This is a genomic window from Bradyrhizobium sp. CCGB20, assembly GCF_024199855.1.
Classification (GTDB): Bacteria; Pseudomonadota; Alphaproteobacteria; order Rhizobiales; family Xanthobacteraceae; genus Bradyrhizobium.
Genome location: NZ_JANADN010000001.1, coordinates 3,216,081 through 3,235,326 on the forward strand (window position 1 = coordinate 3,216,081; position 19,246 = coordinate 3,235,326).

Below are 19,246 nucleotides of genomic sequence, written 5' to 3' on the forward strand. Positions count from 1 at the left end.
TCTTGACGTCACCCCCTGCCTCTGAAATTGTTGGGAGCACGGAGACGAGACGATCTCCGGCAAGAAACTAGGAAACGGGACCAGGAAACGCCGACCCGAAAGAGGGAGGGGAAAATGACGAGAACCCGCACGCCGGGCATCAGCCGCCGTTCAACACTGGCGCTGATGGGCTCCGGTGCGATGAGTGTTGCCGCGCCGTGGGTGGCACGTGCCCAAGCCAAGACGATCAAGATCGGCATGCCGACGATTCTGTCGGGCCGCGTCGCACAGCTCGGCACGTCGTCGCGCAATGCCGTGATGCTCGAGGTCGACAAGGTCAACGCCGCCGGCGGTCTTGCCGGCCGGCAGATCGAGATGGTGATCCGGGATTCCAAGGGCCAGCCGCAGGAAGCCGCCCGCGTCGCGCGCGAACTCGTCAACACCGACGGCTGCGAATGGCTGATCGACGGCGAGGCGTCGTCCGGATCGTTCGCCGTGCACGAAGTGGCGCGTGATCTTGGCGTACTCTGCGTCCACACCTGCTCGGAAGCGTCCTCGCTGACGGCCGATCCGAAGCAGCACATCCCGAACGCGTTCCGCTGCGTCCGCCAGGGCATCCACGATTCCATCGTCGGCGGCAGCTACGCCGCTTCGATCTCGAAGGCCAAGGGCCTGAAGAAATGGGCGACCTGCTCGCCGGACTATGCCTACGGACGCGACACCACCGGCGAATTCACGCTGTACCTGAAGCGCTTTGCGCCTGACGTCGAGGTCATCAGCGAGTCCTGGCCAAAGCTGTTCCAGCCCGACTACACCGAAGTGGTGACGAAGATTCTGCAGGCCAAGCCGCAGGCGCTGTACTCCTGCCTGTGGGGCGGCGATCTCACCTCCTACATCGACCAGGCCAACATCTACGCGATGTTCAGCCAGATGGAGGTGTTCGCGGTCAACATGGCCGACTACACCGCGCTCACGGTCGTCAAGAACCTGCCGAAGGGCATCCACTCCGGCAACCGCTACATCAAGACGTTCCCGACCACGCCGGAGAATGCCGCCTGGGGCGATGCCTACAAGGCCAAGTACAACGAATATCCGACCAACTGGTCATGGCAGAACGCGACCGCGGTGATGTTCCTGAGCGAGGCCGCGAAGAAGGCGAACTCCACCGACGGCAAGAAGATCGCGGAAGTCCTGAAGGGCCTCACCATCAAGTGCCCGTTCGGCGCCGACGGCACTGTGACGATGCGCGGCGACGATCACACGCTGGTCGGCTACGCCATCGGCTGGGGCACCACGATCCCGCAGGAGCCGTATGTGCCCGAAGTCAAGGCCGGCGACTGGAAGACCATCTTCGAACTCGAAGCCGAGTGGAAGAAGAGCAAGGGCTACACCTGATCATGTCCGGGGCGGAGGCGGGCAACCGTCTCCGCCTTCGTTTCGTTTTCCGCGCCGCGTCCGGCGCACGACAATGAAAGTGCTTCCGTGGATCTCGACGCGCTTGCCGGCTGTCTCTCCAGTTCCTCTTGCCTGGTGACGCAAACCACCAGCGGCCTCATCATCGGCATGCTGCTGTTTCTGGTGGCGGTCGGGCTGACGCTGATCTTCGGCGTGCTCAAGGTCGTCAACTTCAGCCACGGCGCCTTCTACATGTTCGGCGCCTATTTTGCGATGACGGCCTATCAGCTCACCGGAAGCTTCGCGCTCGCGATGCTCGCTGGTGCGGCGGGCACCGCGCTCCTCGGCCTGATCTTCGAGCGCGTCTTCATGAGCCGCGTCTATGGCGCCGACGTGCTGATGCAGCTCCTTGTCTGCTACGCCTTCGTGCTGATCTTCGATGATGTCGTGCGCATCATCTGGGGGCCGGAATTCAAGTCGATGGGCATGCCGGCGGCTTTCCAGGTGATGCCGCTGTTCATCGCCGGCGGCGTCGTGCCGCCTTATTACCTGCTGCTGATCGGCGTCGCGCTCGTCGCTGCGATCGTGCTCGGCATCGGGCTCTCGCGCAGCCGTATCGGCAAGGTGATCCGGGCGGCGGCACACAATCCCGGCATGGTCTCGGCGCTTGGCATCAACACCGGCCTGATCTACGGCGGGGTGTTCGCGCTCGGCGGTATGCTGGCGGGACTTGCCGGCGCGCTCGCGGCGCCGGTGCGCTCGCTCACGCCCGGCATGGGTTTTTCGGTGCTGATCGAATCTTTCATCGTCACCGTGATCGGCGGCATGGGCTCGATCCTGGGCGCGCTGATCGGTGCGCTGCTGCTCGGCCTGATCCGCTCGTTCGGCTCGCTCGGCTTTCCCCTTTTCACGGAGGGCCTGATGTACCTGTTCATGGTGATCGTGCTGGTCTCCAAGCCCACCGGCCTGTTCGGCAAGGAGGCGGCATGACCGAGCTGGAGGCCGGACGCGCCGAGACGCTGGCGCCGGTGCGCAGCGGTGCGGCGCTTCAACGCTATCGCGACATCCTGATCGCCGTGATCGCGTTCGCCGTGCTGGCGAGCCTGCCGCTGTTCACGGGCAGCAAGGCGCTGCTCGATTTCGTCATCCGCTGCTCGGCCTACGGTCTGTTCGCGACCTCGCTCAATTTGCTGGTCGGATACACCGGGCTCACGTCGTTCGGCCACGGCATGTTCTTCGGCCTCGGCGCGTACAGCTTCGGCCTGATCATGCAGAAGCTCGGCGTGCCCATTCCGGTCGCCTTCGTCGCGACGCTGGCGATCACGGCCGGGATCGCTGCCGTCATCGGCGCGATCTGCGTGCGGCTGAAAGAGATCTACTTCGCCTTCGTGACGCTCGCGTTCCAGATGCTGATCCACTCGACCATCCTGTCCTGGGCCTCCTTCACCGGCGGCGACCAGGGCTTGCGCGGCGGCATTCCGCGCCCCGTCTTCCTCGGCATCGATCTTGCCAACCACGTCCATCTCTATGTCGCGAGCTGCGCGTTGTTGATCCTCGGTCTGCTCGCGATGCGGCAGATCGCGCAATCGCCGTTCGGCTACACGCTGCGCATGATCCGCGACAATGCGGCGCGCGCGAGCTTTCTCGGTATCGACGTCTGGCGCGCCAAGCTCACCGTGTTCGTGCTGGCGGCGCTGTTCGCATCGATGGGCGGCATGGTGATGGCGCTGTTCGTCTCCGGCGCCTATCCGGAATTCGCCTACTGGACGATCTCGGGCGAGGGCATCTTCATCAACATGCTTGGCGGCGTCTCGACCTTCCTGGGGCCGATGGTCGGCACCGTGCTGCTGCTTCTGCTCAACGACACCGTCACGCGGTTCACCGAGTACCACGGCATCGTGCTCGGCATCGTCATCCTGTTCTTTGCGCTTGGCTTGCGCAAAGGGCTGCTGGATTTCGTCGCCGACTGGTTCGCGCACCGGCGCGACGCAGGCGAGGGGCGCTAGCCATGCTCGAGATCCGCAACCTCGCAAAATCCTTCGGCGGCGTGAAGGCAACCAACGATGTCTCGCTGGATTTCCCCGACGGCTCGCTCACCGCGGTGATCGGCCCCAACGGTGCCGGCAAGAGCACGTTCTTCAACCTGATCACCGGTGCCTTGAGTCCGGATTCAGGCCAGGTGCTGCTCGACGGTATCGATCTCGCCGGCCGCTCGCCGCCGGAAATCGTGCGTCACGGCATCGGCCGCGCCTTCCAGGTGGCGAGCATCTTCAAATCGTTGACGGTGCAGGAGACCATGCTTGCCGCCGTCAGCGCCGACCAGCGCTCCTCGGCGGTGCTGCACAAGCGCTTTCCGCTGGCTGAGACGCGAGACCGCGCCGAGCATGTGATGGAGCTTCTGGGCCTTGCCGGCAAGCGCAACCGCACGGCGGCGACGCTCTCGCACGGCGACCAGAAACTCCTCGATATCGCGCTCGCTCTGGTGCTCGAACCAAAGGTGCTGCTGCTGGACGAACCGACCGCCGGCATGGGCCCGGAAGAGCGCTGGCGCATGATCGACAAGGTGCGCGAGCTCTGGGACACCCAGAAGATCACGGTCGTCTTCATCGAGCACGACATGGATATCGTGTTCAAGATCGCCCCAAAGATCGTCGTGCTCTGCTACGGCCGCATCCTGGCAACCGGCACGCCCGACGAGATCCGGAGCAACAGCGCGGTGATCGATGCCTATCTCGGCACCGAACATGCGGGAGCCGCCGCATGAGCGCGACCGTGATCGAAGTCGCCGACCTCGACGTCTATTACGGCACGAGCCAGATCCTGTTCGGCGTCGGCCTCTCGGTGCGGCAGGGCGAGACCATGGCGCTGCTCGGGCGCAACGGCGCCGGCAAGTCGACGACCATGAAGGCGATCATGGGGCTGGCGCCGCCGCGGCGGGGCAGGATCAGCCTGCGCGGCGCGGTGATCTCGGGCCTGAAGCCGCACACGATCGCGCGCGCCGGTCTCGGTTTCGTGCCGGAAGATCGCCAGATCTTTCCGGAGCACACGGTCGAGGACAATCTCGTCATCGGGAAGAAGAAGGGGCCGGATGGACAGGACGAATGGTCCATCAAGCGAATCTATGAGGTCTTCCCGCTGCTGGAGCCTTTGCGCAATCGCATTGCAGGACGACTGTCCGGCGGCGAGCAGCAGATGCTCGCCATCGCGCGCACGCTGATGGGCAATCCCGCGCTGCTGCTGCTGGACGAGCCGAGCGAAGGGCTTGCGCCGATCATCGTGCAGCGGATCGGCGAACTGCTGCGGCAGCTCCGCCAACTCGGATCGACCGTGCTGATCGCCGAGCAGAACATGCATTTCTGCCTGGGGCTGGCGAGCCACGCCACGGTCATCGACAAGGGCCAGATCGTCTATGCCGCCGGAATCGACGAGCTGAAGGCCAACGACGCCATCCGCCGCCGCTACCTGGCGCTCTAGCCGGGGCTCCGGTGCCCAAATAGGGCGGAAGAAGAAAACTATTGCCCCGGGATCGTCCTGCGGAAGGAGTTTCCCCTTCGCGGGGCAAAAAAGCCAATCGCTTCCATTGCCGTTTTGGGCCGAAACGACGACATTTCCGTCAGAAATTGATGGATTGACGGCCATGGAACGTACTGGATTTGAGCCCTTCGGCGAGCAACTGGTGTCCGCAACGGACACCCAGCCGCGGTCGCGCGCCTCAAAAATGCTGCTGCGGGCCGGCACGGGCATCTTCTGGACGCTGGTTGCGGGTATTGTGCTTGCGCGCGCAGCCTTCTTCGAGCCGGGCATCTATGACGGCTTCAGCCGCGTCGCCTCGCTGGCCAAAAGCTTGATCTTCTGAGGCCGATTATTCCGGGTCGGGGACAGAACTTCCCTCGACCCTGATATGCCGAAAACTTATTCCCCAATCAGACGTGGCTGCGTATAAATCCTTCTCCTTGGGAGAGATTTGTGTCGCAGAATCAAGCATCCAGCCAGGCCGACGCCAAGCCGACCACTGCCATTAGCCGCGTCGTCGCGCTGATTCCCGGCATTCTCCTCTGTATTGCCGTCGCCGGTGTCTCGGCCCTGCTCGAGCACGCGGAATTGGGCGTCTTCGAGCATCCCTATGTCGAGGCGCTGGTGATGGCGATCCTGCTCGGGATGGCGCTCCGCAGCTTCTGGAAGCCCGCGCCGCGCTGGCAGGCCGGCATCGCCTTCAGCGCCAAGCAGCTCCTCGAGGTCGCGGTGATGTTGCTCGGAGCGTCGATCAGCTTCGCCGCCATCGCGGCCTCCGGCATCGCGCTGCTGGCATCGATCGCCGCGGTCGTGGTGATCGCGCTCTGCGTCTCCTTTGGTCTCAGCCGGATGCTGGGTCTGTCGACGCGGCTGTCGATCCTGATCGCCTGCGGCAACTCGATCTGCGGCAATTCCGCGATTGCCGCGGTGGCGCCGATCATCGGCGCGAACAACGACGAGATCGCTTCCTCGATCTCCTTCACCGCGATCCTCGGTGTGATGATGGTGCTGGGCCTGCCGCTCCTGATTCCACTGCTGCAATTGTCGGCGACGCAATACGGCATCCTCGCGGGCCTCACCGTCTATGCGGTGCCGCAAGTGCTGGCCGCGACGGTCCCGGCCGGGTTGGTCTCGACGCAGATCGGCACGCTCGTGAAGCTGATGCGCGTGTTGATGCTCGGGCCGGTGGTCGTCGGCCTCTCACTGGTCGCCTCACGCTGGCAGAGCGGGGCTAAGAAGACCAATGTCGGCTTCTTCCGCCTCGTACCCTGGTTCATCCTCGGCTTCCTTGCCCTGGCGACCCTGCGCTCGCTCGAGATCGTGCCGGGTACGGTGGTCGGGCCGGTGACGAAAATCACCGGCTTCCTCACCGTCGTCTCGATGGCGGCGCTTGGGTTGGGCGTCGACGTGCGGGTGCTGGCGAATGTCGGGGGCAGGGTGACAGCGGCTGTGACGCTGTCGCTGATGCTGCTGCTCGGAATCAGCATCGCGCTGGTGCACTGGTTTAAGTGATTTTGCCGCGATGGTGGTGCTTACCCTCTCCCCTTGTGGGAGAGGGTGGCTCGCCGCGTGAGCGGCGAGACGGGTGAGGGGTTCTCTCCGCGAGTCCCACTCTTTATCAGCACGCGGAGAGAACCCCTCATCCGGCGCTTCGCGCCACCTTCTCCCACAAGGGGAGAAGGAAAGGCAGCGCGCAAGCGTCGAGAAGAGAGCTAAATCACATCGGCCAGCGAGGCGCCGTGCAGCTCGATGTTGAGCCCCTGCATGCCCATGTCGCTGATCTCGCCGCCCATCGCCTTGATGCTTTCCTCGCGGATCAGCGACATCAGCCCGCGGCGGAGGGCCAGGAACTCCGACGACATCATCATCGATTGCTGCCGCGGCCGCTCCAGCGGGATCGGGATCTCCGCCTTGATCGAGCCGGGACGCGCGGTCATGCAGTAGACGCGGTCGGACAGGAAGATTGCCTCGTCGATGTCGTGGGTGACGAACAGCACCGAGATCTTCAGCCGCTGCCACATGTTGGTGAGGATCTGCTGCATGATGACCCGGGTCTGCGCGTCGAGCGCGCCGAAGGGCTCGTCGAGCAGCAGCACTTTCGGTCCCGTCGCGAGCGCGCGGACGATGCCGACGCGCTGCTTCATGCCGCCGGAGAGCTTTTCCGGATAATGCTTCTCGAACGCTTCGAGCCCTGCGAGCCCGAGCAGCGTGCGTGCGGCGCGCTCGCGCTGCGAGCGCGGCATGCCGCGCATCTTCAGGCCGAACTCGACATTCTCCCGCACCGTCTTCCAGGGAAACAGCGAATATTGCTGGAACACCATGCCGCGCTCGGCGCTGGGTCCGTTCACGCGCTCGCCGTCGACGGTGACGATACCCGTGGTCGGCTTGAGGAAGCCGGCGACCGCGTTGAGCAGCGTCGATTTTCCGCAGCCGGACGGGCCGACGATCGAGACAAATTCGCCCGGCCTGACATGGATCTGCGTGTCCGTGACCGCCCGAACCGGTCCCTCGATGCTGTCGTAGCTCAGGGAAAAGTTCCTGACCTCGATATGACCCTGCGGCGCTTTGGTCGGAATCTCGGTCAATTCAGCCTCCACGGCATCACCAATTGTCCGGCCCCCCGGATCAGCAGGCTCGATCCGAGGCCGAGCACACCGATCGCGATCATGCCAAGCGCGATGTCGGCATATTGGACCAGCGAGTAGGCTTCCCAGGTGAAATAGCCGATGCCGTACTGGCCCGAGATCATCTCGGCGGCGATCAGCGAGACCCAGGCGACGCCCATGCCCACCGTGAGGCCGGTGAAGATGTGCGGCAGCGAGGCCGGGAAATACACCTCCCGGAAGATCGAGCGCTCGCGGGCGCCGAGACATTGGGCCGCGCGCACCAGCACGGGGTCGACCAGCGACATACCGTGCAGCGTGTTGACCAGGATCGGGAAGAACGAGCCGAGGAACGTGATGTAGACGATGCTCTGCTCGTTGGTCGGCCACAGCATGATCGCCATCGGCACCCAGGCGATCGCCGGAATCGGCCGCAGCACTTCGGCCACGGGGAAGATGATCTCATGGACCAGCTTGAAGCGACCCATGATCAGGCCGAGGGGGACGCCGACAATGGCCGCGAGCGAGAAGCCGATGAAGATGCGCCGGCAGCTCAAGACGACATGCATCAGGAACTTGGGATCGTGGATCGCCTTGGTGAAACTCGCATAGACCGCGAGCGGCGAGGGCACGTTGGTGAAGCGCACGAAGAACACGACGCGATAGGTCGTGAGCAGATGCCAGACCAGCAGGAAGGCGAGCAGCGAGATGATTCCGATCGCTGTCGCGCGCAGGCCGTCGCGGTTGAGGCGGTACCAGCGCAGCGCGAGCGTGCCGAAGGATGGCGGTGTCGCGGATGGCGTGACGGCGGGCACGGGGCCAGCCTCTGATGTTGCCGGCATGCTGTTCTCGGCAGGTCTGGCGAGGGCGGGACTGCTCACGTCTTGCCTCCGCCGACCGCTGCCTTCACCGCGTCATCGAAGCCAAGCACCTTGCCGCTGATCTTGGCGGCATAGGCTTCCGCGTCCTTCTTGAGCAGGAACGGCGCGACCTCGCCATTGCCGACTGCGAAGAAGGCCTGGTCCGCGAACAGCTTGATGCCGCGCGTGGTGTCGAAGACATAGGCAACGTTGATCTTCTTGCCCTTGGCCTTGAAGTCGGCATAGGCGCCGAGTGTGCAACTGGCCGACGAGAAGGGCATGATGCCTGAAGCGTCGACCCAGACCTCGCCGGCCTTGCGCGGATCGGCGATCGGCTTCTTGCAGAAGGTGTCCTCGCCGGAAATCTCGTAGTTCTTCGTGCTGGCGAGCTGCGCGTCATAGTCGAGCTTCATCTCGGCATAGGCCTTGCGGATGTAGCTGTCGTCGACCCACTTCTTCGGATCGAACTCCTTCATGCGGCCGAGGTTCTGAAGCACCTTGACGTCGGCGGTGGCAGCGTCGATCAGCGCGGGCTTGATCGTGGGATCGGTGGTCATGTTGCCGCTGGGTCCCAAGAAGATGTAGACGACCTCCTTGTTGATGCCGGTCCATTCCTGGATCTTCTCGGCGGCCAGCTTGGGATCGTCGCGCAGCCACTGATTGGCGGCGATCAGCGCCTTGAAGTAGGCGACGACAACCTCCGGATATTTCTCGGCGAAGTCGGTGCGGACGACGATGCCGTGGAAGGTCGGCAGATTGGTCTCTACGCCGTCGAAGATCTTTCGCGCAAAGCCGCGGAACGGCAGCAGCTCGGCGAAGGGGACGAAGTCGGCATGCGCATCGATCTTCTTCTCCTGGAGATTGGTCGAGCCGACCTCGGGGCTCTGGCTCACCAGCTGGAAGAAATCCGACGCGTAGCCGCGGTCCTGCATCGCCTTCAGCACCATGCCATGTGCGGCGGACCCGAACGGCACGCTGACGAGCTTGCCCTTGAGATCGGCGAGATCGTAGTACGGCGAATCCTTGTGGACGACGATGCCGTTGCCGGACCCGGAGAGGCTGTAAGCGGCGATCCCGATCAGGCGGCTCTTGCTTTCAGGATTGCTGTCGAAGGTGAAGCCGTTCACGATCAGCGGATAGTCGCCCATCATGCCGATCTGCAGCTTGTTCGCCATCATCGCGTTGGTGACGGGCGGGCCGGAGGTAAAGTTCTGCCATTCCATCTCGAACTTGATGTTTGCGTACTTGCCTGATGTCGGCAGGTATTTTTCGAGGAGATGCAGCTGCCTGATGACGACGCCGGCGGTCACCGTGTTGGTCGTGGTGTCCTGCGTTCCGATGCCGAGGGTGACGGATTCCGCCGAGGCCGGCTGCGCGATGAGAAGCGCAAGCGACGTCACCGACACCGCGATCGAGAGCGTGGGAAGAAGACGGACCATTCTCATCCTCATTCGGTTGGATGTGCTGTGCTTGCCATGATTGGGTGAGGGGGCGGGCAGGGCAAATCCGGAATGAGTGCCGCAGTCGATTAGTTGCCGGGAAAAGCCGATTGCATACTCCTTGGGCAGTCCTGCATGATAAAGCCGCTTGCCTGTGCACCGACCCTGGTCGCAAACTCCTTCAATCAGATGCGTGGCCGCGCATCTCCTCCAGCACGTCGGTTCGGCACACCACGATCTGCGACCGTTTGGTCAGCACGATTCCCTTCTCCTGCATGCGCTTCAGGCTGATCGTGACCCATTGCCTTGTGGCGCCGACCATGTGGGCGATGTCGGCATGGGTGAAGGCCGCCGCGATCACGCGGCCGTCGGCGTCCTCGACGCCGTAGAGCTCGACGAGATGCAGCAGCAGATGCGCAAGGCGCTGCGTGATCGATCGCGTTCCCAGCATCTGGGCCAGCGCCGAATAGCATTTGCCCTTGAAGGTGAGACCCTCGATCAGGCCGATCGCGAGGTTCGGGATCTCCGCGGCAAGGGCCCGTAGCTCCTTCCCGGGCAGATGCACGACGCTGCAATTGCTGGATGCGACACCGGACCATTGATGCACGGTGCCCTCGAACACCTCGGGCCCGCCGACGAAATTGCCGACATGCCAATACGCCAGCGTGATCTCGCGCCCGAGCGGCGAGGTGTAGAACACGCGGATGCGGCCGCTTTCGATCAGCCAGATGCCGTCATGCTTGCCACCCTGGCTGAACAGCGTCTGGCCGCGATTGAGCACTTTTCGCCGGCCCTGCTTCAGCACCAGTTCCCGCTCGCGTGGCGAAAGCTTGTCCATCAGCGGCGGCGGTCCGCCGATCCATTGCTGGTTCTCGGTGAGCAGCAGCGAAGAGCTGCCGGCAGGCCGCACTGCCGGGGGAATAGCCCCGCGAACCGCATTTGCCGCCTGCAACATGAGCCGCCTCCAGAACGTTCAAATCGTTCTAAAGAGGAGCAATGTCCGTGCCAGATGGGGGACTGGCGGCTCGCTTGTGGCGCGCCGCCACCATTCACTCCGGCGTCATCGCCCGCGAAGGCGGGCGATCCAGTATTCCAGAGACTTCAGTGGGATACGTCGGGGCCGCGGCGTACTGGATGCCCCGGTCAAGCCGGGGCATGACACCGAGAACTGGGTCAGCGCCCCGCCAAACTCAACAGATACGACTTCGGGTAAATCCCCCGGTTGTGCCCATCCGAAAATGCGATGTTCAGCCCGTAACCGAGATCGCCGATCTCGGTGATGGCGATCGCCGGAAATGCTTGAGGGAAGCGGCCGTCGAAGCGGGCGCGGGTGCAGTGGGCGCATTTGCAGGAGAGGCGAAGTTTTTCCGCGGGCACGCTCAGCGCATCGTCCTGCGTGGTGCGGACGAGGAGCGACGCAAGATCGGCGCTCACTTCGTAGTCGGCCACGGTCGGTGCCATCAAGGTCATGGTCATGACGTATCTCCGAATCCCTTCTTATGTCGGCGCGGGCGAGCGCGGATAGCAACTAATTGCCGGCGCGAGCGCGCGGCGGGGCTGCTCGTTGCCTCGTCTTCGATCATCGCCCGCGAAATGTGAAACTAATCGACCGGGAATTTCACTTCCGCGTTGCCCGATTCCTCGCTCTCCGAGACCTTGCGTCACCGCAGGCAAGGAGAGACGACGGATGAGCGCATTTCAGAAGGAGACGGTTTTGTCGGTCAGACACTGGACCGAGTCGCTGTTCAGCTTCACCGCAACGCGCGATCCCGGCTTTCGCTTCCAGAACGGCCAGTTCGCCATGATCGGGCTCGAGGTCGAAGGCAAGCCCTTGATGCGAGCCTACAGCATGGCCAGTGCAAACCACGAGGAGGCGCTCGAATTCTTCTCGATCAAGGTGCAGGACGGCCCGCTGACCTCGCGTCTCCAGAAGATCAGGGAAGGCGACATCATCCTGGTCGGCCGCAAGGCCACGGGCACGCTGATCACCGGCAATCTCATTCCGGGAAAACGCTTGCTGCTGCTCTCGACCGGGACGGGCCTCGCGCCGTTCGCGAGCCTGATCAAGGACCCTGACGTCTACGAAAATTACGAGACGATCGTGCTCGCCCATGGCTGCCGCCAGGTTTCCGAGCTCGCCTATGGCGAGCACGTCGTCGACGGCTTGCGCAATCACGAGTTCTTCGGGCCGCTGATCCGCGACAAGCTCGTCTACTACCCGACCGTCACCCGCGAGCCGTTCCGGAATCGCGGCCGCATCACCGACCTGATCGCGTCGAACCAGCTGTTCGACGATATCGGGCTAACAGGCCTCGATATCGAGACCGACCGCATCATGCTGTGCGGCAGCCCGGCGATGCTGGATGAACTGCCTGCGATGTTCTCCGCGCGCGGCTTTGTCGAGGGCAACCACAGCCAGCCTGGCCATTTCGTGATCGAAAAGGCCTTCGTCGAGCGGTGAGGGGCAAATCGCATCCCGGCGACAACTAATTGCTATCGCCGGACGAGCCACTGAACAAATCTGATGCAAAGGCGCCGGCTATCGGCGAACCAGGAGCAAGCGATGGCACTAGATCAGATCGTCGACGGACTTTCGGAGGTTTCCTGCGACGTGCTGGTCATCGGCGGCGGTACGGCCGGCCCGATGGCAGCGCTCAAGGCGAAGCTGAAGAACCCGAAGGCCAATGTCGTCCTGCTCGAAAAGGCCAACGTCAAGCGCTCCGGTGCGATCTCGATGGGCATGGACGGCTTGAACAACGCCGTCATCCCCGGCTACGCGACGCCCGAGCAGTACACCAAGGAGATCACCATCGCCAATGACGGCATCGTCGACCAGAAGGCGGTCTATAAATACGCGCAGAACTGCTACAAGATCGTCGAGGAGCTCGACAGCTTCGGCATCCGCTTCCTGAAGAACGAGAACGGCGACTATGCCGTCAAGAAGGTGCACCACATCGGCACCTATGTTCTGCCGATGCCGAACGGCGAGACCGTGAAGAAGGCGCTGTATCGCCAGCTCCGCCGCGCCCGCATCCTGATCTCGAATCGCTACATGGCAACGCGGCTGCTGAAATCGTCCGACGGCCGCATCGCCGGCGCGATCTCGGTCAACACCCGCACCGCCGAGATCCTGGTCATCAAGGCCAAGGCCGTGATCCTCTGCATGGGCGCCGCCGGCCGGCTCGGCTTGCCGACCTCCGGCTACATGTTCGGCACCTATGAGAACGCCGCCAATTCCGGCGACGGCTACGCGATGGCCTATCACGCCGGCGCCGCGCTCGCGAACCTGGAATGCTACCAGATCAATCCGCTGATCAAGGACTATAACGGCCCGGCCTGCGCCTATGTCGCCGGCCCGTTCGGTGCCTTCACGGCGAATAACGAGGGCTCGCGCTTCATCGAATGCGACTATTGGTCGGGCCAGATGATGCTGGAGTTCTATAACGAGCTGCTATCCGGCAAGGGCCCGGTGTTTCTCCAGCTCAAGCATCTCCATCCCGACACCATCTCCGAGATCGAGTCCACGCTGCACAAGGTCGAGCGTCCGACGCGCGGCCTGTTCCAGCAGGGGCGTGGCGTCGACTACCGCAACGACTCGATCGAGATGCACATTTCCGAGATCGGCTTCTGCTCCGGCCACAGCGCCTCCGGCGTGTTCGTCGACGACAACGCGCGCACCACCGTGCCGGGCCTTTACGCCGCCGGCGACATGGCGAACGTGCCGCACAATTACATGCTCGGCGCCTTCACCAATGGGGCGGTTGCCGGCGTCGACGCCATGGAGTTCGCCGATAGTCAGGATTTCGCGGAGTTCGACGCCGCCGATGTCGCTATCGAGCGCGACCGCGTGCTGGCGCCGACCAAGCGCGAGGACGGCATCCCGCCGAACCAGGTCGAGTACAAGACCCGCCGCCTGGTCAACGACTATCTCCAGCCGCCAAAAGTCACGCGCAAATACGAGCTCGGCGCGCGCCGCCTCGCCGAGACGCGGCAGGACATGCAAGAGCACATGATCGCGCGCAACGCGCATGAGCTGCTCCGCGCCCTTGAGGTGCAGTCGATCATGGACTGCGCCGACATGGCTGTGCACGCCTCGCTTTACCGCGAGGAAAGCCGCTGGGGCCTCTATCACTGGCGCACGGATTTTCCGGAGAAGGACAACGAGAACTGGTTCTGCCACACGCTGCTGTCCAAGCAGAACGGCAAGATGACTAGCGAGAAGCGTGCCGTGGAGCCCTATGTCGTCCCGATCGCGGACGACGAGAAGGACCTCTACGACAAGCAGCGCATCCGCGCGACCGCCTGACCCACCGCAACAGCAAGCAACAGGAGACATCAAATGCCTCTCGCCTCCTACCAGACATCGGTTCCGGTGGTCGTCGACGACGCCAAATGCATCGCCGACAAGGGCTGCACCGTCTGCGTCGATGTCTGCCCGCTCGACGTCTTGCGTATCAGCGACATGACCAACAAGGCCTACATGGCCTATGACGAGTGCTGGTACTGCATGCCCTGCGAGGCCGATTGCCCGACCGGCGCCGTCACCGTCAACATTCCCTATCTGTTGAGGTGATCATGTCGAGCCCGTTCGAATCCTACGACGACTTGGAGTACGCCGACGAGCGGCTTCAGGCCGCCGATCCCGCCGAACGCCGCGTTGCCATCATCGCGCTCGGCCATTCCGGCGATCCTGCCGCAGTCGCACATCTCGCCAACATGGTGTCTGATCCCGACGCCGGCGTGCGCCAGCAGGTCGCGATGGCACTCGGCGAATTCGACGGGCCGGAGGCTGCGAGCGCGCTGGTCGAGCTGCTGGTCGATCCCGAAAGGATCGTCGCGGCGGCTGCCGCCGACAGCATGGCCGAGTTCAAGGATCCCGCCTGCGCCGACATCATCCTGCCGCTGGTCAAGCACCCTCATGCCTTCGTCCGCATGGGCGCCTTGCGCGCGCTGAAGGAATTGCGCTGCAAGGATACGCTGAAGCCGGCGCTGGAAGCGCTTCAGGACTCCGATGCCGCCGTGCGCGTGCAGGCGATCGGCGTGATCGGGTTCCTCAAGCTGGAAGAATCCATCCCCGCGCTGACCGCCCTGATCATCGACCCCGATGCCCATGTGCGTCGCGCCGCCGTGAGTGCGCTGGCGTTCTCGCAGATGAAGCCGGCGGCCGAGACGATCACGCGCGCGCTGAAGGATTCCGACTGGATGGTCCGCGAGATGGCGGCGGAAACGCTGGGTCTCAACGTCAACGGTTCGCTTGCCGCCGACCAGCTCGTCGGCTCGCTCGCCGACGAATTCTGGCAGGTGCGGCTGAAGGCGATCCGCAGCCTCGGCAAGATGAAGATCGAGCGCGCGGTGCGTCCGATCGGCAATTGCATCAACCACGACCAGGCGAATTTGCGGAAGGAGGCCGCTGCCGCACTTGGCGAGATCGCCCATCCCGACGGCGAGGCATTCCTGGCCGTCATCGCCGACGACGCCGACCCTGATGTCCGCAAGAACGCGCGCTGGGCGCTGCAGCAGATCGCGGCCCGCAAGGCACGGGCAGGGGCATAACAGAGGGACCGGCTCGCGCTCTGGACTTCCCCCGCCAGACGTTTATTGGTCTTCGCCAATGGGATCGGCTGCTGCGAATGCGGCCGATCCGAGAAACAGCGAGGATCGCCGGCCATGACGACACTGTCCGTTAAAGACCTTCTCCCCGAGGATGGAACGAAGGGGACGCTGGTCGGCCGCGTCTGGCTGCCGCAGGTGAACGGTCCGGCCGTGGTCGCCGTGCGCGCCGACGGTGTCTTCGATCTCACCGCCAAATTCCCGACCGTCAGTGCGCTCTGCGAGGAAGACAATCCGGCCAAGGCACTTGCCGCGACCAAGGGCGAGCGCATCGGCGATCTCGAAGCCATCGTCGCCAACACGGCGCCGGACCGGCGCGATCCGAACAAGCCGTGGCTGCTCGCGCCCGTCGATCTCCAGACCCTGAAGGCCGCCGGCGTCACCTTCGCCATTTCGATGCTGGAACGCGTCATCGAGGAGCGGGCCAAGGGCAACCCGGCCTCGGCCGAAGCGATCCGCAAGGAAGTGACGCGGCTGATCGGCGACGATCTGTCAAAACTCAAGCCGGGCTCGGACCAGGCGATGCACCTGAAGCAGGTGCTGATCGATCAGAACGCCTGGAGCCAGTATCTCGAGGTCGGCATCGGCCCCGATGCCGAGGTCTTCACCAAGGCGCCGACCTTGTCCTCGGTCGGCACCGGGATGGATGCCGGGCTGCATCCGAAATCGACCTGGAACAACCCCGAGCCCGAGCTGGTGCTGTTCGTGTCGAGCCGCGGCAAGATCGTCGGCGGTGCGCTCGGTAACGACGTGAATCTTCGCGACTTCGAGGGGCGCTCGGCGCTGCTGCTGTCGAAGGCCAAGGACAACAACGCGTCCTGCTCGATCGGCCCCTTGCTGCGCCTGTTCGACGACACATTCACGCTCGACGATGCGCGAAAACTCGACATCAGCCTGAACGTGAAGGGTGCGGACGGTTTCGTCCTCGACGGCCATTCCTCGATCAGCATGATCAGCCGCGATCCCACCGATCTCGTCGCGCAGACGATCGGCAAGGTGCATCAATATCCTGATGGCTTCGTGCTGTTCCTCGGTACGATGTTCGCGCCGGTCAAGGATCGCGATGCGCCGGGACAGGGGTTCACGCACAAGCGCGACGACATCGTCACGATCTCCGCGCCCCAGCTCGGCAAGCTGGTCAACCGCATGCGCTCCAGCGACGAATGCGAGCCCTGGACCTTCGGCATCGGCGCGCTGATGAAGAACCTGGCGCAGCGCAAGCTGATCTAGCGTCGGTTCGTTTTCGACTCGCGTAAGCGAATTTGCAGGAGGTCGTCATGCCCGGGCTTGTTGTTTAGTCCGGAGACATAGCTGACACCTGTTCGGACACATCACTGACAGGTTGGGCGTTGGTCAAGTCGATGGATGCGACCTGCCAGCTGGCGAAGAAGATTCCGTAGTGGCCGTCACGATCCAGCGGTCGGATGGCGAGACGTTCGCGTGCGAAAGCCTGGGGAACTTTCCAGAAGCGCCCCTTGAAGGAGATGTAGGGTCTTGTCGATGAGACCCTGCGCACGATCTCGCCGCTGTCATACGCGACGTTCGGAACGCGGGCCGGCATGGCACGGGCACTTGGCCGGAAGCGATCGGCAGGGACGTGCATATCCAGGCCCTCGTGGGGCCGCTCCAGATTGTAGACCGGCCGCCAGGCATCGAAGGCACGCTGGACTTCCGGGAGGGTGCGGAAGCGGCGCATGGCAAAGACCTCGGCCTTCAGGGTGCGATGGAAGCGTTCGTTCTTGCCGCGGGCCTGTGGATGGCACGGCCTGGCATGGACCACCCTGACGCCAAGCTTGAGCAGCCACACCTTCAGTCCGGTCCAACGAATGCCGGACGTGTCGCCCCAGGGTGAGCCGTTGTCGGTGTAGAAGGCCTCCGGCAGGCCATAGCAGCGGAACGTCGCCGTCAGGTGATCCTGCACGGTCAGACGCTGCTCGTCGGCACAGGCCTTCAGGCACAGAACATAGCGCGAGTGATCGTCGACGATTGTGAGCGGATGGCAGCGCGTTCCGTTGGCGAGCGGCAGGTGCCCCTTGAAGTCCATCTGCCACAGCAGGTTGGGAGCTTCCTTCTCGAAGCGGTGCCCCGGATTTGGCGGTGCATTCTCGCTGGGGCTGACCCGGCCGTTCCGGCACAGGATCTGGTGCACCGTTGACGGCACAGGCACCGTCTGCCCGCCCCGCTTCAGGCAATGGGCGATCTTCCGCGCTCCCCAGGCCGGATGCTTGTCGCGCACAGCCAGAACCTGCGTCTCGACCGCGGGCTCACTCCGCCTGGGCATCGCGTGCGGGCGCCGCGAGCGGTCGGCCAGCTCCCGATCACCGGCCTGCCAGCGCGCCAGCCACTTGTAGCCAACATCAGGACTGATGTTGAACCGGCGGCAGAGCTCGCGCCGATTGGCTCCCTCTTGCAAAGCAAGCCGCACAAACTCGTGGCGCTGATCCATTACTGACACCTCATTCCAAGGCATGGACGGCCTCCCGAATCGGACCAATCCAGCCAATGTTGATGTGTCAGCTATGTCTCCGAACACCCGTCAGTGATCTGTCCGGGCTAAACACTTGTCCCGGGCATCCACGTTCTTGCGGCCGCGGGGTGAGGCGTGGATGGCCGGGCCGGCCATGACGGCGCAGCTCTCGCCGGGCCGTAATTCCTTCATCTCCGCGTTGTATCCCCGGAACAAAATCCCGCTAGGCGTGTCGTCTGTGCAGCCCGCCCGCACATCCGCGTCAATTCTCCAAATAGTCAAATAATATGACTAGTAGGAACTCATCTTCCGTGAAATAGTCCGTCTCGCCGCCTCAAAAGTCGGCCTGCGGGTGCCATATTACCAATTGGCGCCCGAGATAACACAAGATGACTTCTTGGGAGACACGCCTGATGACCCTCAAAGCCCTCTTTGCGGCCAGTGCTACGGCCGCGTTGTTGCTCGCGCTGCCGGCCAGCGCCGCCGAGCTCACCATCGGCTTCTCGCAGATCGGATCGGAATCCGGCTGGCGCGCGGCCGAGACGTCGGTCTCCAAGCAGGAGGCCACCAAGCGCAAGGTCAATCTCAAGATCGCCGACGCCCAGCAGAAGCAGGAGAACCAGATCAAGGCGATCCGCTCCTTCATCGCGCAGAACGTCGATGCGATCTTCCTTGCGCCGGTGGTCTCGACCGGTTGGGACTCGGTGTTGAAGGAAGCCAAGGAGGCCAAGATCCCGGTCGTGCTGCTCGACCGCGACATCGATCCCTCCGGCAAGGAGCTCTATCTCACCGCCGTGACCTCCGACAGCGTGCATGAAGGCGAGGTCGCCGGCGACTGGCTGGCCAAGACCGTCGGGGCTAAGGCCTGCAACATCGTCGAGCTGCAGGGCACGGTCGGCGCCAGCGTCGCCGCCAACCGCAAGAAGGGCTTTGACACCGCGATTGCCAAGCATGCGAACCTGAAGGTGGTGCGCAGCCAGACCGGTGACTTCACCCGTGCCAAGGGCAAGGAAGTGATGGAGAGCTTCATCAAGGCCGAAGGCGGCGGCAAATCGATCTGCGCCGTCTACGCCCACAATGACGACATGATGGTCGGCGCCATCCAGGCGATGAAGGAAGCCGGCCTCAAGCCGGGCAAAGACATCCTCACCGTCTCGATCGACGCGGTCCCCGACATCTTCAAGGCCATGGCCGCCGGCGAAGCCAATGCCACGGTGGAGCTGACGCCGAACATGGCGGGCCCCGCGCTCGATGCCATCGCGGCGTTCAAGGAAAAGGGCACGGTTCCGCCGAAATGGATCCAGACCGAGTCCAAGCTCTATACGGCCGCCGACGATCCGCAGAAGATCTACGACAGCAAGAAGGGCCTCGGCTACTGAG

The 19,246-nt window shown here is 63.6% G+C and carries 19 protein-coding genes; 13 read left to right on the forward strand and 6 right to left on the reverse strand.

Going from position 1 to position 19,246, the window contains the following annotated elements:
• Positions 1-114 precede the first annotated feature (114 nt).
• From NLM15_RS14815 to NLM15_RS14845, 7 genes are all read left to right on the forward strand, one after another.
• Positions 115-1,374 (forward strand): ABC transporter substrate-binding protein, encoded by a 1,260-nt coding sequence (locus NLM15_RS14815; RefSeq protein ID WP_254117806.1) that lies wholly within the window; start codon positions 115-117, stop codon positions 1,372-1,374.
• An 87-nt stretch (positions 1,375-1,461) separates the two neighbouring features.
• Positions 1,462-2,364 (forward strand): branched-chain amino acid ABC transporter permease, encoded by a 903-nt coding sequence (locus NLM15_RS14820; RefSeq protein WP_254117807.1) that lies wholly within the window; start codon positions 1,462-1,464, stop codon positions 2,362-2,364.
• Complete coding sequence (locus NLM15_RS14825; RefSeq protein WP_254117808.1) at positions 2,361-3,380, forward strand: branched-chain amino acid ABC transporter permease; 1,020 nt, start codon at positions 2,361-2,363, stop codon at positions 3,378-3,380. The genes NLM15_RS14820 and NLM15_RS14825 overlap by 4 nt, the downstream gene beginning before the upstream one ends.
• Before the next feature lie 2 nt (positions 3,381-3,382).
• Positions 3,383-4,138 carry an ABC transporter ATP-binding protein gene (locus NLM15_RS14830; protein WP_254117809.1) on the forward strand — a complete coding sequence of 252 codons (756 nt, stop codon included), beginning with the start codon at positions 3,383-3,385 and terminating at the stop codon, positions 4,136-4,138.
• A complete protein-coding gene (locus tag NLM15_RS14835; RefSeq protein WP_254117810.1) occupies positions 4,135-4,848 on the forward strand; it encodes an ABC transporter ATP-binding protein in 714 nt (237 codons plus the stop codon). Before NLM15_RS14830 ends, NLM15_RS14835 begins: the two co-directional genes overlap by 4 nt.
• 163 nt (positions 4,849-5,011) lie before the next feature.
• Positions 5,012-5,230: a hypothetical protein gene (locus NLM15_RS14840; protein WP_254124242.1), complete on the forward strand. Its 219-nt coding sequence runs from the start codon at positions 5,012-5,014 to the stop codon at positions 5,228-5,230.
• A 110-nt stretch (positions 5,231-5,340) separates the two neighbouring features.
• Positions 5,341-6,399, forward strand: a complete 1,059-nt coding sequence (locus tag NLM15_RS14845) for a putative sulfate exporter family transporter (protein WP_254117811.1) — start codon at positions 5,341-5,343, stop codon at positions 6,397-6,399.
• 200 nt (positions 6,400-6,599) lie between these two features.
• On the opposite strand, the gene NLM15_RS14850 is transcribed toward NLM15_RS14845, so the two are convergent.
• The 5 genes from NLM15_RS14850 to NLM15_RS14870 form a co-directional block, all read right to left on the reverse strand.
• The gene (locus NLM15_RS14850; protein WP_254117812.1) at positions 6,600-7,472 is read right to left on the reverse strand and encodes an ABC transporter ATP-binding protein; all 873 of its coding nucleotides are present in this window, start codon (positions 7,470-7,472) and stop codon (positions 6,600-6,602) included.
• Positions 7,469-8,371 carry an ABC transporter permease gene (locus tag NLM15_RS14855; RefSeq protein ID WP_254117813.1) on the reverse strand — a complete coding sequence of 301 codons (903 nt, stop codon included), beginning with the start codon at positions 8,369-8,371 and terminating at the stop codon, positions 7,469-7,471. The genes NLM15_RS14850 and NLM15_RS14855 overlap by 4 nt, the downstream gene beginning before the upstream one ends.
• Positions 8,368-9,789, reverse strand: a complete 1,422-nt coding sequence (locus NLM15_RS14860; RefSeq protein WP_254117814.1) for an ABC transporter substrate-binding protein — start codon at positions 9,787-9,789, stop codon at positions 8,368-8,370. Before NLM15_RS14860 ends, NLM15_RS14855 begins: the two co-directional genes overlap by 4 nt.
• Before the next feature lie 181 nt (positions 9,790-9,970).
• Entirely contained in the window at positions 9,971-10,744 is a 774-nt protein-coding gene (locus NLM15_RS14865; protein ID WP_254117815.1) for a Crp/Fnr family transcriptional regulator, read from the reverse strand.
• Between the two features lie 218 nt (positions 10,745-10,962).
• Positions 10,963-11,259 carry a gamma-butyrobetaine hydroxylase-like domain-containing protein gene (locus tag NLM15_RS14870; protein WP_254124243.1) on the reverse strand — a complete coding sequence of 99 codons (297 nt, stop codon included), beginning with the start codon at positions 11,257-11,259 and terminating at the stop codon, positions 10,963-10,965.
• 217 nt (positions 11,260-11,476) lie between these two features.
• Here NLM15_RS14870 and NLM15_RS14875 point away from each other — a divergent pair, with 217 nt between their 5' ends.
• From NLM15_RS14875 to NLM15_RS14895, 5 genes are all read left to right on the forward strand, one after another.
• Positions 11,477-12,250 (forward strand): ferredoxin--NADP reductase, encoded by a 774-nt coding sequence (locus NLM15_RS14875; RefSeq protein ID WP_254117816.1) that lies wholly within the window; start codon positions 11,477-11,479, stop codon positions 12,248-12,250.
• Between the two features lie 102 nt (positions 12,251-12,352).
• Positions 12,353-14,095, forward strand: coding sequence for a fumarate reductase/succinate dehydrogenase flavoprotein subunit (locus NLM15_RS14880; RefSeq protein WP_254117817.1), 1,743 nt, complete (start codon positions 12,353-12,355; stop codon positions 14,093-14,095).
• A 33-nt stretch (positions 14,096-14,128) separates the two neighbouring features.
• A complete protein-coding gene (locus NLM15_RS14885) occupies positions 14,129-14,362 on the forward strand; it encodes a ferredoxin family protein (RefSeq protein WP_007593252.1) in 234 nt (77 codons plus the stop codon).
• A 2-nt stretch (positions 14,363-14,364) separates the two neighbouring features.
• Positions 14,365-15,342, forward strand: a complete 978-nt coding sequence (locus tag NLM15_RS14890; protein WP_254117818.1) for a HEAT repeat domain-containing protein — start codon at positions 14,365-14,367, stop codon at positions 15,340-15,342.
• A 114-nt stretch (positions 15,343-15,456) separates the two neighbouring features.
• Positions 15,457-16,629 carry a fumarylacetoacetate hydrolase family protein gene (locus tag NLM15_RS14895; protein ID WP_254117819.1) on the forward strand — a complete coding sequence of 391 codons (1,173 nt, stop codon included), beginning with the start codon at positions 15,457-15,459 and terminating at the stop codon, positions 16,627-16,629.
• 64 nt (positions 16,630-16,693) lie between these two features.
• On the opposite strand, the gene NLM15_RS14900 is transcribed toward NLM15_RS14895, so the two are convergent.
• The gene (locus tag NLM15_RS14900) at positions 16,694-17,869 is read right to left on the reverse strand and encodes an IS481 family transposase (RefSeq protein ID WP_254115031.1); all 1,176 of its coding nucleotides are present in this window, start codon (positions 17,867-17,869) and stop codon (positions 16,694-16,696) included.
• Between the two features lie 410 nt (positions 17,870-18,279).
• On the opposite strand from NLM15_RS14900, the gene ytfQ reads away from it, so the two are divergent.
• Positions 18,280-19,245 (forward strand): galactofuranose ABC transporter, galactofuranose-binding protein YtfQ, encoded by a 966-nt coding sequence (ytfQ, locus tag NLM15_RS14905; protein ID WP_254117820.1) that lies wholly within the window; start codon positions 18,280-18,282, stop codon positions 19,243-19,245.
• The last annotated feature ends 1 nt before the right edge of the window (position 19,246 follow it).

Excerpts from the sequence above, each read along its gene's own strand:
- NLM15_RS14815 (WP_254117806.1), top strand. The coding sequence starts at position 115 with ATGACGAGAACCCGCACGCCGGGCATCAGCCGCCGTTCAACACTGGCG.
- NLM15_RS14825 (WP_254117808.1), top strand. The coding sequence starts at position 2,361 with ATGACCGAGCTGGAGGCCGGACGCGCCGAGACGCTGGCGCCGGTGCGC.
- NLM15_RS14830 (WP_254117809.1), top strand. The coding sequence starts at position 3,383 with ATGCTCGAGATCCGCAACCTCGCAAAATCCTTCGGCGGCGTGAAGGCA.
- NLM15_RS14835 (WP_254117810.1), top strand. The coding sequence starts at position 4,135 with ATGAGCGCGACCGTGATCGAAGTCGCCGACCTCGACGTCTATTACGGC.
- NLM15_RS14840 (WP_254124242.1), top strand. The coding sequence starts at position 5,012 with ATGGAACGTACTGGATTTGAGCCCTTCGGCGAGCAACTGGTGTCCGCA.
- NLM15_RS14860 (WP_254117814.1), bottom strand. The coding sequence starts at position 9,789 with ATGGTCCGTCTTCTTCCCACGCTCTCGATCGCGGTGTCGGTGACGTCG.
- NLM15_RS14865 (WP_254117815.1), bottom strand. The coding sequence starts at position 10,744 with ATGTTGCAGGCGGCAAATGCGGTTCGCGGGGCTATTCCCCCGGCAGTG.
- NLM15_RS14870 (WP_254124243.1), bottom strand. The coding sequence starts at position 11,259 with ATGACCTTGATGGCACCGACCGTGGCCGACTACGAAGTGAGCGCCGAT.
- NLM15_RS14875 (WP_254117816.1), top strand. The coding sequence starts at position 11,477 with ATGAGCGCATTTCAGAAGGAGACGGTTTTGTCGGTCAGACACTGGACC.
- NLM15_RS14880 (WP_254117817.1), top strand. The coding sequence starts at position 12,353 with ATGGCACTAGATCAGATCGTCGACGGACTTTCGGAGGTTTCCTGCGAC.
- NLM15_RS14885 (WP_007593252.1), top strand. The coding sequence starts at position 14,129 with ATGCCTCTCGCCTCCTACCAGACATCGGTTCCGGTGGTCGTCGACGAC.
- NLM15_RS14890 (WP_254117818.1), top strand. The coding sequence starts at position 14,365 with ATGTCGAGCCCGTTCGAATCCTACGACGACTTGGAGTACGCCGACGAG.
- NLM15_RS14895 (WP_254117819.1), top strand. The coding sequence starts at position 15,457 with ATGACGACACTGTCCGTTAAAGACCTTCTCCCCGAGGATGGAACGAAG.
- NLM15_RS14900 (WP_254115031.1), bottom strand. The coding sequence starts at position 17,869 with ATGCCTTGGAATGAGGTGTCAGTAATGGATCAGCGCCACGAGTTTGTG.
- ytfQ (WP_254117820.1), top strand. The coding sequence starts at position 18,280 with ATGACCCTCAAAGCCCTCTTTGCGGCCAGTGCTACGGCCGCGTTGTTG.